Source organism: Streptomyces sp. Wb2n-11 (assembly GCF_001049855.1).
GTDB classification, from domain to species: domain Bacteria; phylum Actinomycetota; class Actinomycetes; order Streptomycetales; family Streptomycetaceae; genus Streptomyces; species Streptomyces altiplanensis.
Genome location: NZ_CVPB01000001.1, coordinates 3,527,695 through 3,543,194, shown reverse-complemented (window position 1 = coordinate 3,543,194; position 15,500 = coordinate 3,527,695). Strand labels below are relative to the sequence as shown.

Here is a 15,500-nt window from a genome sequence, read left to right as displayed (position 1 = left end):
CGGGCCGGGCGTAGGCTCGTTCCCGGGTAAGAATCGCCACGACGCTTAAGGAATCTCTGATGGAGCTCGGTCTCGTCGGCCTCGGCAAAATGGGCGGCAACATGCGGGAGCGCATCCGCCGCGCAGGCCACACGGTCATCGGTTACGACCGCAACCCGGACGTCGCCGATGTCCACAGCCTTGAGGAGCTTGTGGCCAAGCTCAAGGGCCCGCGGGTCGTGTGGGTGATGGTTCCGGCCGGTGCCGCGACCCAGTCCACCGTGGACGAGCTGGCCGAGCTGCTCGAGCCCGGCGACGTCGTCGTGGACGGCGGGAACTCACGCTGGACGGACGACGAGAAGCACGCGGAGGAGCTGGGCCGCAAGGGCATCGGGTTCGTCGACTGCGGCGTCTCCGGTGGTGTCTGGGGCCTGGAGAACGGCTACGCGCTGATGTACGGCGGCGACGCCGAGAACGTGGCGAAGGTCCAGCCGATCTTCGACGCGCTGAAGCCCGAGGGCGACTTCGGTTCGGTGCACGCGGGCAAGGTCGGCGCCGGCCACTTCGCGAAGATGGTTCACAACGGCATCGAGTACGCCATGATGCAGGCGTACGCCGAGGGCTGGGAGCTGCTGGAGAAGGTCGATTCCGTCACGGACGTGCGCGAGGTCTTCCGGTCCTGGCAGGAGGGCACGGTCATCCGTTCCTGGCTGCTGGACCTGGCGGTCAACGCGCTGGACGACGACGAGCACCTGGAGAAGCTCCGCGGGTTCGCCGCCGACTCGGGCGAGGGCCGTTGGACGGTCGAGGCCGCGATCGACAACGCCGTGCCGCTGCCGGCGATCACCGCGTCGCTGTTCGCGCGGTTCGCGTCGCGTCAGGACGACTCCCCGCAGATGAAGATGATCGCTGCCCTGCGCAACCAGTTCGGTGGTCACGCGGTCGAGTCGAAGAAGTAGTTCAGAGCTGGAAGAAGGTCGGCGTACACCATGCATGTCACGCATCTGTCGCTGGCCGACTTCCGCTCGTACGCCCGGGTCGAAGTTCCTCTCGACCCGGGCGTCACTGCTTTTGTGGGGTCGAACGGTCAGGGCAAGACGAACCTGGTCGAGGCGATCGGTTATCTCGCGACGCTCGGCAGTCACCGGGTGTCCTCGGATGCGCCGCTGGTGCGGATGGGTGCGGAGCGGGCTGTCATACGGGCCGCTGTGACGCAGGGCGAGCGGCAGCAGCTGGTGGAGCTGGAGCTGAATCCGGGTCGGGCGAATCGTGCGCGTATCAACAGGTCTTCGCAGGTCAGGCCGCGTGATGTGCTGGGAATCGTACGGACGGTGCTGTTCGCGCCGGAGGATCTGGCCCTGGTGAAGGGTGATCCGGGCGAGCGGCGGCGGTTCCTTGACGAGCTGATCACGGCGCGCTCGCCGCGGATGGCGGGGGTGCGATCGGACTACGAGCGGGTGCTGAAGCAGCGGAACACGCTCTTGAAGTCGGCGGCGATGGCGCGCAGGCACGGCGGGCGTTCGATGGACATGTCGACGCTGGACGTGTGGGACCAGCATCTGGGTCAGGTCGGTGCGGAGCTGCTGGCGCAGCGGCTGGATCTGATCGCGACGCTGCAGCCGATGGCGGACAAGGCGTACGAGCAGCTGGCGCCGGGCGGGGGGCCGGTGTCGTTGGAGTACCGGAGTTCGGTCGGCGGGGGCGTCGGGTCGGCGCGGACGCGTGAGGAGCTGTACGGGCAGCTGATCGAGGCGCTGGCGGGTGCGCGGAAGCAGGAGATCGAGCGGGGTGTGACGCTGGTGGGCCCGCACCGGGACGATCTGGTGCTGAAGCTGGGGCAGCTGCCGGCGAAGGGCTATGCGAGTCATGGCGAGTCCTGGTCGTACGCGCTGTCGTTGCGGCTCGCTTCGTACGACTTGCTGCGGTCCGAGGGCAATGAGCCGGTGCTGGTGCTCGACGATGTTTTCGCGGAGCTGGACGCGCGGCGCCGGGAGCGGCTGGCGGAGCTGGTGGCGCCGGGGGAGCAGGTGCTGGTGACGGCTGCGGTGGACGACGATGTGCCGGGGGTGCTGGCGGGCGCGCGGTGTGTGGTGGCCGGTGGCGAGGTGGCGCGGGTATGACGGGTGTGAGTGGGGAGTTTTCGCGGCAGCCGAAGGTGCCCGAGCCGTCCGGGGTGGATCTGGCGCGGGTGGCGTTGCGGGCGGCGAAGGAGCAGGCGCGGGCCCGGGGCGCGGCGGCGCAGCAGAGGACGCAGGCCAGGCATGGGGGTGGGCTGCGGTCGGGGCGGGGGCGGACGGCCGTGATCCGTTGGCGCTGGGTGCGGCGCTGGACCGGCTGAAGACGGAGCGCGGCTGGGAGATGCCGATGGCGGTCGGCGGGGTGATGGGCCGGTGGCCGGAGATCGTGGGCGGGGACCTGGCGAATCACTGTGTGCCGCAGCGTTACGACGAGGACGAGCGGGTCCTCACGGTGCAGTGCGATTCGACGGCGTGGGCGACGCAATTGCGGCTCATGCAGCGGGAGTTGCTGACGCGGCTGAACAAGGATCTGGGCCGGGACACGGTGCGGACGATCAAGATCTGGGGACCGGGTGGTCCGCCGCGTCGTTTCGGTGCGCTGAGGGCGCCGGGGAGTACGGGCCCCGGGGATACCTACGGCTGAGTAGCCGGTGCGCGCGTGAGGTGTCCCTCACGGTGATGGGTCCTTGACAGCCGGAAGCGCTGGGTGCCCGCGTGAGCCTCTTGGAGCCCCTTCCTGGATATGGGGAGTCGGACGACGCCGGTTCAGGACGGCACATGGGTACTCAGGTACCGGCAAACCCCCATGAGTGTCAGTGCTACCGGTAGACTGGTACGGAATCCCGCTCGCTTGCGGGACACGTCGACTTATACAGAACGACGCGGCCGGTCCCGTTTGTCGGGGTTTCGGCTCGTGCTGTGCCAGAAAGGGCGCTTCGTGGCCGATTCCGGCGACCCCAACGAGAACATTCCGTCCACTGATGCCGGTGAGAACGGCGAGGCCGCACCGCAGGGCTCCTCGCCGTACGACGCCAGCGCGATCACCGTGCTCGAGGGTCTGGACGCGGTCCGCAAGCGCCCCGGCATGTACATCGGCTCGACCGGTGAGCGTGGTCTGCACCACATGGTGCAGGAGGTCGTCGACAACTCGGTCGACGAGGCCCTGGCCGGCCACGCGGACACCATCCACGTGACGATCCTGGCCGACGGCGGCGTCCGCGTCGTCGACAACGGCCGCGGCATCCCCGTCGGCATCGTCCCGTCCGAGGGCAAGCCGGCCGTGGAGGTCGTGCTGACGGTCCTCCACGCGGGCGGCAAGTTCGGCGGCGGCGGCTATGCGGTCTCCGGCGGTCTGCACGGCGTCGGCGTCTCCGTCGTCAACGCCCTCTCCACCCGGGTCTCGGTGGAGGTCAGGACCGACGGCCACCGCTGGACGCAGGACTACAAGATGGGCGTCCCCACCGCGCCCCTCGCGCAACACGAGGAGACCGACGAGACCGGCACCTCGGTCACGTTCTGGGCCGACCCGGACATCTTCGAGACGACCGACTACTCCTTCGAGACGCTCTCGCGCCGCTTCCAGGAGATGGCCTTCCTCAACAAGGGCCTGACGATCACGCTCACCGACGAGCGCGAGTCCGCGAAGGCCACGGTCGGCGCCGACGACCCCGACGCCGAGGCGGCGGAGGAGCAGCCGGCGCGGACGGTGGAGTACCACTACGAGGGCGGCATCGTCGACTTCGTGAAGTACCTGAACTCGCGCAAGGGTGAGCTGATCCACCCGACCGTCATCGACGTCGAGGCCGAGGACAAGGAGCGGATGCTCTCGGTCGAGATCGCGATGCAGTGGAACTCGCAGTACACGGAGGGTGTGTACTCCTTCGCGAACACGATCCACACGCACGAGGGCGGTACGCACGAGGAGGGCTTCCGCGCGGCGATGACGGGTCTGGTGAACCGCTACGCGCGCGAGAAGAAGTTCCTGCGCGAGAAGGACGACAACCTCGCCGGTGAGGACATCCGCGAGGGCCTGACGGCGATCATCTCGGTGAAGCTGGGCGAGCCGCAGTTCGAGGGCCAGACGAAGACCAAGCTGGGCAACACGGAGGCGAAGACCTTCGTGCAGAAGGTCGTGCACGAGCACCTCAACGACTGGTTCGACCGCAATCCGAACGAGGCCGCGGACATCATCCGCAAGGCGATCCAGGCGGCCACGGCGCGTGTCGCGGCCCGCAAGGCGCGCGACCTGACGCGTCGCAAGGGCCTGCTGGAGTCGGCGTCGCTGCCGGGCAAGCTCAGTGACTGCCAGTCGAACGACCCGACGCAGTGCGAGATCTTCATCGTCGAGGGCGACTCGGCCGGTGGTTCGGCGAAGTCCGGGCGCAACCCGATGTACCAGGCCATCCTGCCGATCCGCGGCAAGATCCTGAACGTCGAGAAGGCGCGGATCGACAAGATCCTGCAGAACACCGAGGTGCAGGCGCTGATCTCGGCGTTCGGTACCGGTGTGCACGAGGACTTCGACATCGAGAAGCTCCGCTATCACAAGATCATTCTGATGGCGGACGCCGACGTCGACGGTCAGCACATCAACACGCTGCTGCTGACGTTCCTGTTCCGCTTCATGCGGCCGCTGGTCGAGGCGGGACACGTGTACCTGTCGCGTCCGCCGCTGTTCAAGATCAAGTGGGGCCGGGACGACTTCGAGTACGCGTACTCGGACCGTGAGCGCGACGCGCTCGTCGAGCTCGGCAAGCAGAACGGCAAGCGGGTGCGGGACGACTCGATCCAGCGCTTCAAGGGTCTCGGCGAGATGAACGCCGAAGAGCTGCGCATCACCACGATGGACGTGGACCACCGGGTCCTCGGCCAGGTGACCCTGGACGACGCGGCGCAGGCCGACGACCTGTTCTCGGTGCTGATGGGTGAGGACGTCGAGGCGCGGCGCTCGTTCATCCAGCGCAACGCCAAGGACGTCCGCTTCCTCGACATCTGAGTCGGCCGTGTACGCCACCAGCCGCAGCTCGAAAGGACTTTGACCAGTAATGGCCGACGAGAACACCCCTGCCCCTGTGACGCCCGAAGAGGTGCCCGCCGTCGAGGGCGTGGGCATGCGTGTCGAGCCCGTGGGGCTCGAGACGGAGATGCAGCGTTCGTATCTCGACTACGCGATGTCCGTCATCGTGTCGCGTGCGCTGCCCGACGTGCGGGACGGTCTCAAGCCCGTGCACCGCCGTGTGCTGTACGCGATGTACGACGGCGGCTACCGGCCCGAGAAGGGCTTCTACAAGTGCGCCCGTGTCGTCGGCGACGTCATGGGTACGTACCACCCGCACGGCGACTCCTCGATCTACGACGCCCTGGTGCGCCTGGCGCAGCACTGGTCGATGCGGATGCCGCTGGTGGACTCCAACGGCAACTTCGGCTCTCCGGGCAACGACCCGGCCGCGGCGATGCGGTACACCGAGTGCAAGATGATGCCGCTGGCCATGGAGATGGTCCGGGACATCGACGAGGAGACCGTCGACTTCCAGGACAACTACGACGGCCGCAACCAGGAGCCGACGGTCCTGCCGGCGCGCTTCCCGAACCTGCTGATCAACGGTTCGGCGGGTATCGCGGTCGGTATGGCCACCAACATCCCGCCGCACAACCTGCGGGAGGTGGCGGCCGGCGCGCAGTGGTTCCTGGAGAACCCGGACGCGGGGCACGAGGAGCTGCTCGACGCGCTGATGGAGCGCATCAAGGGCCCCGACTTCCCGACCGGTGCGCTGGTGGTGGGCCGTAAGGGCATCGAGGACGCGTACCGGACGGGCCGCGGCTCGATCACGATGCGCGCGGTGGTGGCGGTCGAGGAGATCCAGAACCGCCAGTGCCTGGTGGTCACGGAGCTCCCGTACCAGACCAACCCGGACAACCTCGCGCAGAAGATCGCCGACCTGGTGAAGGACGGCAAGATCGGCGGCATCGCGGACGTCCGTGACGAGACGTCTTCGCGTACCGGGCAGCGCCTGGTCATCGTGCTGAAGCGGGACGCGGTCGCGAAGGTCGTCCTGAACAACCTCTACAAGCACACCGACCTGCAGACGAACTTCGGTGCGAACATGCTGGCGCTGGTGGACGGTGTGCCGCGCACGCTGTCGCTGGACGCCTTCATCAGGCACTGGGTGACGCACCAGATCGAGGTCATCGTCCGGCGTACGCGGTTCCGCCTGCGCAAGGCGGAGGAGCGGGCGCACATCCTGCGCGGCCTGCTCAAGGCGCTGGACGCGATCGACGAGGTCATCGCGCTGATCCGGCGCAGCCAGACCGTGGATGTGGCGCGCGGGGGCCTGATGGACCTGCTGTCGATCGACGACATCCAGGCGAATGCGATCCTGGAGATGCAGCTGCGCCGGCTGGCGGCTCTGGAGCGCCAGAAGATCGTCGCGGAGCACGACGAGCTTCAGGCGAAGATCAACGAGTACAACGCGATCCTCGCCTCGCCGGAGCGTCAGCGGCAGATCATCAGCGAGGAGCTGGCCGCGATCGTCGACAAGTTCGGTGACGACCGGCGGTCCAAGCTGGTGCCCTTCGACGGTGACATGTCCATCGAGGACCTGATCGCCGAGGAGGACATCGTCGTCACGATCACGCGTGGCGGTTATGTGAAGCGCACGAAGACGGACGACTACCGGTCGCAGAAGCGCGGCGGCAAGGGTGTGCGCGGGACGAAGCTGAAGGAGGACGACATCGTCGACCACTTCTTCGTGTCGACGACGCACCACTGGCTGCTGTTCTTCACGAACAAGGGCCGGGTCTACCGGGCGAAGGCGTACGAGCTTCCCGACGCCGGCCGGGACGCGCGCGGGCAGCACGTCGCGAACCTGCTCGCTTTCCAGCCGGACGAGCAGATCGCGGAGATCCTCGCGATCCGTGACTACGACGCGGCGCCGTACCTGATCCTGGCCACCAAGGGCGGCCTGGTGAAGAAGACGCCGCTGAAGGACTACGACTCGCCGCGTTCGGGTGGTGTCATCGCGATCAACCTGCGGGAGACCGCGGACGGTGCCGACGACGAGCTGATCGGCGCGGAGCTGGTGTCGGCCGAGGACGATCTTCTGCTGGTCAGCAAGAAGGCGCAGTCGATCCGGTTCACGGCGACCGACGAGGCGCTGCGGCCGATGGGGCGTGCGACTTCCGGTGTGAAGGGCATGAGTTTCCGCGAAGGGGACGAACTGCTCTCGATGAATGTCGTGCGGGCCGGTACGTTCGTCTTCACTGCCACCGATGGTGGGTACGCGAAGCGGACTCCCGTCGACGAGTACCGCGTTCAGGGTCGTGGTGGCCTGGGTATCAAGGCCGCCAAGATCGTGGAGGACCGGGGCTCGCTGGTCGGCGCGCTGGTGGTCGAGGAGACGGACGAGATCCTCGCCATCACGCTCGGCGGTGGTGTGATTCGTACGCGAGTCAACGAAGTCAGGGAGACGGGCCGTGACACCATGGGCGTCCAACTGATCAACCTGGGCAAGCGCGATGCCGTTGTCGGTATCGCGCGCAACGCCGAGGCCGGTCGTGAGGCTGAAGAGGTCGAAGGCTCCGAAGGGGCCGATGTCGATGCGGCCGATGTCGACGGGTCCGAAGGTGTCGCGGTCGAGGTTGCCGAATCCGTCGAGGGCACAGTGCCCTCATCCGCCGAGGGCGCAGCGCCTTCGGCCGGGCAGCACGAGGAGTAAAGCGTGAGTGGAGCCACGGGCGCCGGAGCGGCCGCTTCCGAATCTGGAGCACCCCGTGCCCGTGGCTCTGCCACGGACTCCCAGGGGGGGACTGTGACCGATACGCGAGGGCCTCAGCCCCAGGGTTACGACGGGTACGCGAGCGGGCCGTTGCCCGGTGAGCGCGAGCCGCAGGGGAAGGACCAGACAGCGCAGCCGTATCACCCGCCGCAGGCGTACCCGTCGCCCCAGGGCGGCGGTACGCAGGGCGGGCAGCAGCCGGACGCCGCCGCGGTGCGCCTGCCGCGGACCGGGGCGCGTACGACGCCGCGTACGCGCAAGGCGAGGCTGCGGGTGGCCAGGGCCGACCCGTGGTCGGTGATGAAGGTGAGCTTCCTGCTCTCCATCGCGCTGGGCATCTGCACGGTGGTGGCCGCCGCGGTGCTGTGGATGGTCATGGACGCGATGGGCGTCTTCTCCACGGTGGGCGGGACGATCAGCGAGGCGACGGGCTCCAACGAGAGCAACGGCTTCGACCTGCAGTCCTTCCTTTCGCTGCCGCGCGTGCTGATCTTCGCGTCGGTCATCGCGATGATCGACGTGGTGCTCGCCACGGCGCTCGCGACGCTGGGTGCGTTCATCTACAACCTGTCGGCGGGCTTCGTGGGCGGCGTCGAGCTGACGCTGGCCGAGGACGAGTAGACGGGCGACGGAGCCGATTTTGGTACTGCCCCCGAGGTGCGCTAATCTTCAGGGGCAGCGCGGGGCTATAGCTCAGTTGGTTAGAGCGCATCCCTGATAAGGATGAGGCCACAGGTTCAAATCCTGTTAGCCCCACCAGCGCAAAGACCCCCAGCCGATCACGGTTGGGGGTCTTTGACATCTCCGGCTGACATCAGCCGATGAGTGGGTCTTCCAGCAGCCCGGCGAGCATGGATACGGCTTCCCGCTCCCCGTCGCCGACCCCATGGGTGTAGACATCCATCGTCATGCTGATCCGGGTGTGGCGCAGAATCGCCCAAGCGACCTTGGGATGCACCTTCAGCAAGGCGAGCAGAGTGCCACAGGTGTGCCGGGCGAGGCGGACCGTGATACGGCGGACACCGGCCCGAGTCACCAACCGGTCGAAGGTCCGGGAGAAGCCCAGCGGGTCGGTCAGGCCGCCACGCTCCGACGAGAAGATCACGTCATGGTCCGGCTCCCGAGTCCAGTCGGCACCTACGATTTTCCGCTCCAGTTCTTGCGGCTCCCGGCGCTCTTCCAGGGCGCGAGCACAGAGTTCGGGCAGGGGCAGAACGGCCTGTGAGGACTCGGTCCTGAGGTCCTTGAGGACCAGGCCCACGCCCTTCTCGCGCTGCACCTGCTTGACCGGAGTGAACTGCCGATTCCCGAAGTCGATGCCCTGCCAACGCAGACCGGGAACCTCGCTCCGCCGTAACCCGAGGACGAGCACCAGGACGCCGGCCGCGTAGAAGCGGTGAACCCGAGCAGACCGCAGGAAGGTGATCGCCTCATGGGCGTTCCAGGGCTTGGCCTTGTCCTTACTGACCTTGGGCATGTCTACGAGCAGTGCGACGTTGTGCGTCAGCAGCTCCTCACGCATCGCCCGGTTGAACCCGTTCCTGAGGATGCGCAGCACCTCGAAGCGGGTAGCGACGCCGACCTCCTGACGCTTCGGCGTCGCCATGAACGTACGGATCCGGGCGGGCGTGAGCTTGACCAAGGGCTTCTTGCCAAGGTGGGGCAATCAGGTAGAGCCGGACCTTGGACTCGTACTTCACGTAGGTGTTGTGCTCGCGTTCCGGCTCTACGATGTGCTCAAGCCAGTAGGTCAGCCACTCGCCGAGGCTCCACGAGCGGGAGGGCACAGGGATTCCGTTCCGCTCCTGGTCCTGCGACGTGCCGAGCTTCTCGGAGGCTTCGTCATACGTGGCGCCGTAGACGAACTTCCGGACGCGGTGGCCGTCTGTGTTGGTGACGTAGGCAGCTCCCTGATGGCGGCCGTCCTTCCGCTTGGTGACCGTTCCCCATCGTCGGGGCGACGCTTGGCCATCAGGCAGCCTCCTCGTACTGGAGTCGCGAAGCGAGATACACCCGCAGGCCCTCAGCCGGAATGCGACGGCTCCGTCCGATCGTCAGCGAGGGCAGGCGGTGCGTGCGGATCAGGTCGTGGACCGTCGTGCGGCCGACCTTGAGCCGAGCCATGACCTCCGGGACGGTCAGCAGTTCGTCAGTCATCCCAGCCCCCATGCCGTCGTGCTCGGGAAGGTCCCTCAGGCCCCCGTGCGGTGGCCCCCCCGTGCGGTGTCGCGGTTGGTCTCGATGTCGCGGGCGATGCTGGCGGCGAGCCAGGATTCGCCGGGTGTGCGGCCGTGTCCGGCGTAGGCCCAGTGGGCGATCACGAGGGTGGAGCCCTCCTGGTCGTCGTCCGGGTCTGGTAAGCCGCGTTCGCGCCGCCCTTGGGCGGCGCGGTAGTCGGCGCGGGGAAGCTCCCACCCCGTCCGCCGTCGACCCAGGCAGAGCCGAGCAGACGCGGCCCAGGGCGTCCAGGTCGTTCGTACAGTGGCGCGCTCCACCTGGACGCCCTTGTGAACCACGCCCGCTCCACGGTGTGTGGGTCGACGGTGGACGGGATGGGAGCTGGGATGAGTGGTGGGCGGGGGCGCTCCACTCGGTCACCCATTCGGCCGAATGGCCCTGCTGGACGCAGGGCCCGGGAAATGGGCTCCACCGCGCTTCGGAAGGAGCCGTGGTGCCTGCCGGGGTTGCGCACCTCTCCGAAATCACGTGATATGAGAACAAGACCCATCTTATGGGTTACTCAAGGAGGAACTATGCGTCGCGTGACTATCGGTGCTCTCCTGTCCGCCGCTCTTCTTGCGGGACCCGCTGCGGTCACCGCGGAAGCGCAGACGCCGGTGGTGGCCCAGGCGGCCACCGTGCAGGCCACCCAGAGTCAAGCGCAGGATGACAACAAGGACGATGACGATGGGGGGTGGGGTCTTTGGGGTCTCACCGGTCTTCTGGGTTTGCTCGGTCTCATCCCCCGTCGGCGTAAGACACACGACACGGGAACCCGTCGCGGCACAGGGACCGGTGGCGCGTACCCGGATGATCGTCCTTGAGTCGGGCGCCCGTCAGGACTGTCCTCCTGGCTGTCCTCAGTGCCTGACACCAACAGGGGCGAATGGAGCCGGTTGACGACGTGTCTCTGTGCACCGCTCTTACCAGCGTGGCTCAGGCCGAGCGGCGTCGATCCGCCCTCATGATCGACCTGATAAGGACGAGGCCACAGGCTCAAATCCTGTTGGCCCCACCACGGACCTGAAAAGGTCGAAGGCCCGGCAGATCGAAAGATCTGCCGGGCCTTCCGCGTTCCGCCCTCCCGTGCCGTGGTGATGTGTACGCGTCGGGGCGACGCGGGGCGGATTGACTGCTGTGTGCCACGCCTCAGTTGGGTGGGAACTAGGTAACCGATCGATATCGGTCGGTGTGTATAGTCGGGCGCCAGAAGTCCCCTACGTCAAGGAAAGACGAGGTCGCGCGGTGAAGAAGCTTCTCCTGGTCGCACTGGCCGCCATCGGCGGGCTCCTCGTGTACCGCCAGATCCAGGCGGATCGCGCCGAGCAGGATCTGTGGACGGAGGCGACTGACTCCGTGCCCGCAGGTTCGGGTGTGTGAGACCCAGTAGTCCCAGCACGGGCCCCGGTCGCTGAGCGGCCGGGGCTTCGTGCTGTCCGGGGGACGGCCGAACGGGTCGCGTGGGTCGCGTGGGTCGCCGCGGAGCCGTGACGCACTTTCTCCTCAACCCGCCTGAGCGCATCTCCTGTGTGCGAAAGCAAGCGGCCCGGGGGTGTGCGCGGTGCGACCGGTGGCTCACGCAGACAGCACCGGGGCCCGCGGGGCAGGATGGTCGGGCACTGCGGACGACGAGGGGTGGCGCGTGATGAGGCGGCGCAGCATGGGCAGGGCGGGGCTCGGCGCGGTGGCGGCGCTGTGCGCGGTGGTGACGCTGCCGGCGCAGGCCGGGGCCGCGGAGGGGCCCGGCCCGTACGCCTACGAACCGTCGGCGAAGCCGGTCGAGGGCGCGGCGATCAGCACCGAAGCCGAGCGGCTGGAGCCGGGCGGGACGTACCGGGACTCGATCGGGCCGGGCGGCAAGCTCTTCTACCGGCTGGAACTCGGCGCGGAGTCCAACGCCTATGTGTCGGCGACGGCCGTGCCGGGAACGGGCACGAAGGTCGCGTACGCCGACGAGCTCAAGGTGACGCTGCAGGACCGCGACGGCAACTCGTGCAGCTCCGACACCGCGCGGTTCGGCTCCGCGGAGTTCGCGCGGCCGATCGGGACGTACGCCCACCGGACCGTCGAGGAGGACGCCTCCTGCCAGGGGGCCGACACGTACTACGCGCTCGTCGAGCGGACCGGCGCGGACACCTCGTCGAGCGAGCCGTGGGAGCTGGAGATCCGCCACCTGACGGAACCCCGGGTGAAGGCGGGCGGAGCGACGGCGGCACCCGAGAACTGGCCCAGCGGCTCGCCGGCGCCGCCCGGCGCCGGGCCCCGGGAGCGCAGGGGCGGGACGAGTTTCTTCAGCGCGCCCGGGCTCGAACAGGGCGAATGGCAGGACAGGATCAAGCCCGGCGAGACGCTGTTCTACAAGGTGCCGGTCGACTGGGGACAGCAGCTCTTCGCCAGTGCGGACCTCGGCAGCGCGGCCGGCGAGGGGTATGTGTCCCACGCGCTCACCATGGCGCTGTACAACCCGGCGCGGGGGCTCGTCGACAGTGCGACCGACGTGGCGTACGACGGCAGGCAGAAGTCGTCCGTACTGGATCCGCTGCCGCCCGTGGCGTACGAGAACCGCTTCGACTCGTCGGATTCCGTCAACGGGATGCGGTTCGCGGGCTGGTACTACCTGAGGGTCAGTCTGAGTCCGGAGGTGGAGAAGGAGTTCGGGCCACAAGCCCTCGGGCTCTCCCTGCGGCTGAACGTCGAGGGCGGCAGGGGGAAGGGCGCCCCCGCCTATGAGGGGCCTGCCGGTGACTTCCAGGTCACCGACGAGGACCTGAGCGCGGCGGAGAGCGGACAGAGCACCTCCGCGGCGGAGAGGAGCGCCACGATGCGGCTCGTCGGGGTGTCCGGGATCGGTACGGGCACCGTGCTGGTGCTCGGGCTCGGGGTGTGGACGCTCGTCGCCAGGCGGCGCGCGGCGGCAGGGCCGCAGCCTGCGGGGCCCGGTGGGGGCCCTGGCGCGGAGCCGGGCGGTGGCCCGGGCCAGGACAGCCAGGAGCCTGCGGGGTACGGGCTGCCTGCCGCCTGGTAGGCGGTCCCGGCCCTGAGCCGGTCAGCTCTGCGCCAGGGCCCAGATGCCCACCGCGAAACAGGCCAGTGCCAGCAGCAGCACCGGGACCGTCACCTTCGGGGGCGGTCCCGGCCGCCTGCGCGGGGTCTGGACGAAGGCGTGGGCGCCGTGCGGGGCCGACGGGGCAGGTGGAGCCGGAGCGGGAACCTCCGGACCGCGAGCGGTGTAAGGACGAGTAAGGGCTTGTTCGTGCTGCGCCGCGCCCACGGGGATCTGAGAGGGGCCCTGCGCCGCGTCGGGGAGGGGGGAGGCCGCATGCGCGGACGCGGGGGCGGAAGGGGACGCCGGCACGGGCACCGGCCCGGGGGGAGCCGGCGGCTGCGCCGCCGGGGACGGCGGTGCGGGCTGCCGCCGCGGCGGAGGCGCCAGGTGGAAGCTGCCCGTCTCCGACATGGAGGACGGCCGCTGTACGGGCTGCGCCTGCTGGTGGCCCCGGTGGCTGTCCTGTACGGAGTCCTGGGGGCCGGGGGCGGGCGTGGAAGGCCCTTGGGGGCCGAAGCCGGGCGGGAGCGGGCCGATCTGGTCGAAGACCTCCACCGGCTCCTCGTCGGGGGCCGGTTCGGGGAGCATCTCGACGGCGGCGGTCAGCGCCTTGCGCGCGCCCGTCGCCGTCCGGAACCTGGCCTGCGGATCGGGCTGCAGCATCCCGGCGACGACCTGCCACAGCGGCTCCGGGACGCCCTGCGGGGCGCCCGGTGTGCCGTACGCGGCGAAGTGCTCCACCAGGGCCCGGGAGTCGGGTTTCCGGCCCCGCACCAGGTAGAGGGCGACCAGGCCGACCGCGAACAGGTCGGCCGGGAAGTCCGGCTCCGCGCCCGTCATCTGCTCGGGCGCGAAGTAGCCGGGCGTCCCCACCACATAGTCGGTCTCGGTGAGGCGGGGCTCGCCCTTGCGCATCGAGATGCCGAAGTCGGACAGCCGCAGGTGCGGCCGCCCGGTGCCGGTGGCCTCCAGCAGGATGTTGGCCGGTTTGATGTCGCGGTGCACGACGCCTTCCGCGTGCACCGCGGCGAGACCGGAGAGGAGCTGGTCGAGGAGGGTGCAGACGAAGCGGGGCGGCAGCGGGCCGTAGTCCCCGATCAGATGGGCCAGCGAGCCGCCGCTCACCAGGTCCATGGTGAACAGCACCTTGTCGTCGTCCGCGGCCCAACTGGCCGGGGCGAGGACATGGGGGTGGTCGATCCGCAGTGCCTGCTCGCGCACGAAGCGCAGCAAGGCGTGCGCGTCGCTCTGCTGGAGAACCTTGGCCGCCACGTACCGGCGGCGTCTGTGGTCCCACGACCGCCAGACGGCTCCCGCTCCACCGCGTCCGATCGGGTCGATCAGCTCGTACCGACCGGCGAAGACCTCACCCATTGCGCTGCTCCCGCTCCCCGGTCCGCTCGGATCAGCTCTGGTGTGCCTCGTAGTGGGCGACCGCGTCAGCGGTGCGTCCGGCGCCGTAGACCCGGAGGAACTCTGCCAGTTCCGGATGGGTCGGGGCGAGGGTGTCCGCCGCATCTATGATGTCGCCGGCCGCCGCCACCGAGCGCAGCAGCGACTGGATCTCGCGCACCACGCGGCGCACGGTCGGCGCTCCGGAACTCGCGGTGGTCTGGCTGGTGTTGTTGAGCACGGAGCCGCCCTGGGACTTCTTGATCTCTTCCATTCGGCCGGTGGCCTCGGCGGCGCTGACGCTGCCGTCGGCGACCTGGCCGGCCAGGTCCTGCAGAGCCTGGACACGCTGCACCACGGCCGGATTCCCGATCTTGGCGCGCTGGCCGCTCATCAGCTGGGACAGCATGGGCGCGGACAGCCCGAGCACCGCGGCGAGCCTGGCCTGATTCAGGCCCAGATCGTCGATCAGCCGACGGAAGAGCGCCCCCAACGGCTCGCCGTACCAACTGCGTTGAAGCTCTCTGGCTCTGGCCGTCGCCTCTTGCTGCGCTGTATCCATTGCGTCTCCCCTTCGCTGCTGCGAACCTCGCCGAGCATCTTACGGAGCGTGGTCGCGGACGGGGAGTCCCATATCTTTTTGCAGGATCCGGGGGGAGACCCGGTACTCTGTTCTGCGGCGGTGGTCACGGTGCGGTTCAGCCGGTCACGTCCACCCGTCCCGGGGCCTTAGCTCAGTTGGTAGAGCGCTGCCTTTGCAAGGCAGATGTCAGGAGTTCGAATCTCCTAGGCTCCACGTCGCAGATATGCCCCTCTGGCCTGTTTCCGCAGGTCAGCGATCCAGCGCACCTTCGGTGCGCGCCGGGGGCGTGGTAAATCCCGTGGCGCGCGCCGGAGGTGCTTCTGTCTGCCCTGACGCGGGCTGGTCTCGGTTCGGGATCGTGGTGGGGTTCGTTCCGGCCGAAACCGATGCCTCTGTGATGCCCCTGAGCTCGCAGGTCAGCGTGGTGCTGGGGGCCGTCCACGGGAACCGTGGAGTGTTGCTGCGAAGCACGTGCGTCAGAATTCCTG

The 15,500-nt window shown here is 68.7% G+C and carries 12 protein-coding genes, 2 tRNA genes and 2 pseudogenes; 11 read left to right on the top strand and 5 right to left on the bottom strand.

Annotated elements, in window-relative coordinates; all coding sequences use genetic code 11:
* The first annotated feature begins 59 nt into the window (after positions 1–59).
* The 7 genes and pseudogenes from gnd to BN1555_RS16075 all read left to right on the top strand — a co-directional run bounded on the left by gnd (position 60) and on the right by BN1555_RS16075 (position 8,530).
* Positions 60–938: a phosphogluconate dehydrogenase (NAD(+)-dependent, decarboxylating) gene (gnd, locus tag BN1555_RS16105; RefSeq protein ID WP_093800043.1), complete on the top strand. Its 879-nt coding sequence runs from the start codon at positions 60–62 to the stop codon at positions 936–938.
* A 30-nt stretch (positions 939–968) separates the two neighbouring features.
* On the top strand, positions 969–2,099 hold the full coding sequence (gene recF / locus BN1555_RS16100) for a DNA replication/repair protein RecF (RefSeq protein WP_093800042.1): 1,131 nt from the start codon (positions 969–971) through the stop codon (positions 2,097–2,099).
* Positions 2,096–2,640 (top strand): annotated as a pseudogene (locus tag BN1555_RS16095) (DUF721 domain-containing protein). Before recF ends, BN1555_RS16095 begins: the two are co-directional and overlap by 4 nt.
* Positions 2,641–2,910: 270 nt before the next feature.
* Positions 2,911–4,992 carry a DNA topoisomerase (ATP-hydrolyzing) subunit B gene (gene gyrB / locus BN1555_RS16090; protein ID WP_093800041.1) on the top strand — a complete coding sequence of 694 codons (2,082 nt, stop codon included), beginning with the start codon at positions 2,911–2,913 and terminating at the stop codon, positions 4,990–4,992.
* A 49-nt stretch (positions 4,993–5,041) separates the two neighbouring features.
* Positions 5,042–7,711, top strand: a complete 2,670-nt coding sequence (gyrA, locus tag BN1555_RS16085; protein ID WP_093800040.1) for a DNA gyrase subunit A — start codon at positions 5,042–5,044, stop codon at positions 7,709–7,711.
* Between the two features lie 93 nt (positions 7,712–7,804).
* Positions 7,805–8,392, top strand: coding sequence for a DUF3566 domain-containing protein (locus BN1555_RS16080; protein ID WP_093800039.1), 588 nt, complete (start codon positions 7,805–7,807; stop codon positions 8,390–8,392).
* Between the two features lie 61 nt (positions 8,393–8,453).
* Positions 8,454–8,530 (top strand) — tRNA-Ile (locus BN1555_RS16075).
* Positions 8,531–8,585: 55 nt separating this feature from the next.
* Here BN1555_RS16075 and BN1555_RS16070 read toward each other — a convergent pair.
* The 3 genes and pseudogenes from BN1555_RS16070 to BN1555_RS16060 all read right to left on the bottom strand — a co-directional run.
* On the bottom strand, positions 8,586–9,413 hold the full coding sequence (locus tag BN1555_RS16070; RefSeq protein ID WP_255306052.1) for a tyrosine-type recombinase/integrase: 828 nt from the start codon (positions 9,411–9,413) through the stop codon (positions 8,586–8,588).
* 329 nt (positions 9,414–9,742) lie between these two features.
* Positions 9,743–9,928 (bottom strand): helix-turn-helix domain-containing protein, encoded by a 186-nt coding sequence (locus tag BN1555_RS16065; protein WP_093800038.1) that lies wholly within the window; start codon positions 9,926–9,928, stop codon positions 9,743–9,745.
* A 35-nt stretch (positions 9,929–9,963) separates the two neighbouring features.
* Positions 9,964–10,173, bottom strand: a pseudogene (locus BN1555_RS16060) (replication initiation protein); the annotation flags it as partial.
* A gap of 150 nt (positions 10,174–10,323) precedes the next feature.
* Here BN1555_RS16060 and BN1555_RS41610 point away from each other — a divergent pair.
* The 3 genes from BN1555_RS41610 to BN1555_RS16050 all read left to right on the top strand — a co-directional run bounded on the left by BN1555_RS41610 (position 10,324) and on the right by BN1555_RS16050 (position 13,016).
* Positions 10,324–10,815 (top strand): WGxxGxxG family protein, encoded by a 492-nt coding sequence (locus BN1555_RS41610; protein WP_369688977.1) that lies wholly within the window; start codon positions 10,324–10,326, stop codon positions 10,813–10,815.
* A 421-nt stretch (positions 10,816–11,236) separates the two neighbouring features.
* Positions 11,237–11,371: a DLW-39 family protein gene (locus BN1555_RS39655; protein ID WP_003958712.1), complete on the top strand. Its 135-nt coding sequence runs from the start codon at positions 11,237–11,239 to the stop codon at positions 11,369–11,371.
* A gap of 265 nt (positions 11,372–11,636) precedes the next feature.
* Complete coding sequence (locus tag BN1555_RS16050; protein ID WP_176710047.1) at positions 11,637–13,016, top strand: hypothetical protein; 1,380 nt, start codon at positions 11,637–11,639, stop codon at positions 13,014–13,016.
* A 21-nt stretch (positions 13,017–13,037) separates the two neighbouring features.
* Here the strand turns inward: BN1555_RS16050 and BN1555_RS16045 are convergent, their stop codons facing one another.
* Together BN1555_RS16045 and BN1555_RS16040 are read right to left on the bottom strand one after the other, a co-directional pair.
* The gene (locus BN1555_RS16045; RefSeq protein ID WP_093800035.1) at positions 13,038–14,411 is read right to left on the bottom strand and encodes a serine/threonine-protein kinase; all 1,374 of its coding nucleotides are present in this window, start codon (positions 14,409–14,411) and stop codon (positions 13,038–13,040) included.
* A gap of 31 nt (positions 14,412–14,442) precedes the next feature.
* Positions 14,443–14,991: a helix-turn-helix domain-containing protein gene (locus tag BN1555_RS16040; RefSeq protein ID WP_093800034.1), complete on the bottom strand. Its 549-nt coding sequence runs from the start codon at positions 14,989–14,991 to the stop codon at positions 14,443–14,445.
* Between the two features lie 161 nt (positions 14,992–15,152).
* Here BN1555_RS16040 and BN1555_RS16035 point away from each other — a divergent pair.
* A tRNA-Ala gene (locus BN1555_RS16035) sits at positions 15,153–15,225 on the top strand.
* Positions 15,226–15,500 lie beyond the last annotated feature (275 nt).

What these genes read in the sequence shown, in the direction of transcription:
- BN1555_RS16065 (WP_093800038.1), bottom strand. Translation starts at nt 9,928, where the DNA reads ATGACTGACGAACTGCTGACCGTCCCGGAGGTCATGGCTCGGCTCAAG.
- BN1555_RS16050 (WP_176710047.1), top strand. Translation starts at nt 11,637, where the DNA reads ATGAGGCGGCGCAGCATGGGCAGGGCGGGGCTCGGCGCGGTGGCGGCG.
- gyrA (WP_093800040.1), top strand. Translation starts at nt 5,042, where the DNA reads ATGGCCGACGAGAACACCCCTGCCCCTGTGACGCCCGAAGAGGTGCCC.
- BN1555_RS16040 (WP_093800034.1), bottom strand. Translation starts at nt 14,991, where the DNA reads ATGGATACAGCGCAGCAAGAGGCGACGGCCAGAGCCAGAGAGCTTCAA.
- recF (WP_093800042.1), top strand. Translation starts at nt 969, where the DNA reads ATGCATGTCACGCATCTGTCGCTGGCCGACTTCCGCTCGTACGCCCGG.
- BN1555_RS41610 (WP_369688977.1), top strand. Translation starts at nt 10,324, where the DNA reads ATGGGAGCTGGGATGAGTGGTGGGCGGGGGCGCTCCACTCGGTCACCC.
- gnd (WP_093800043.1), top strand. Translation starts at nt 60, where the DNA reads ATGGAGCTCGGTCTCGTCGGCCTCGGCAAAATGGGCGGCAACATGCGG.
- BN1555_RS16045 (WP_093800035.1), bottom strand. Translation starts at nt 14,411, where the DNA reads ATGGGTGAGGTCTTCGCCGGTCGGTACGAGCTGATCGACCCGATCGGA.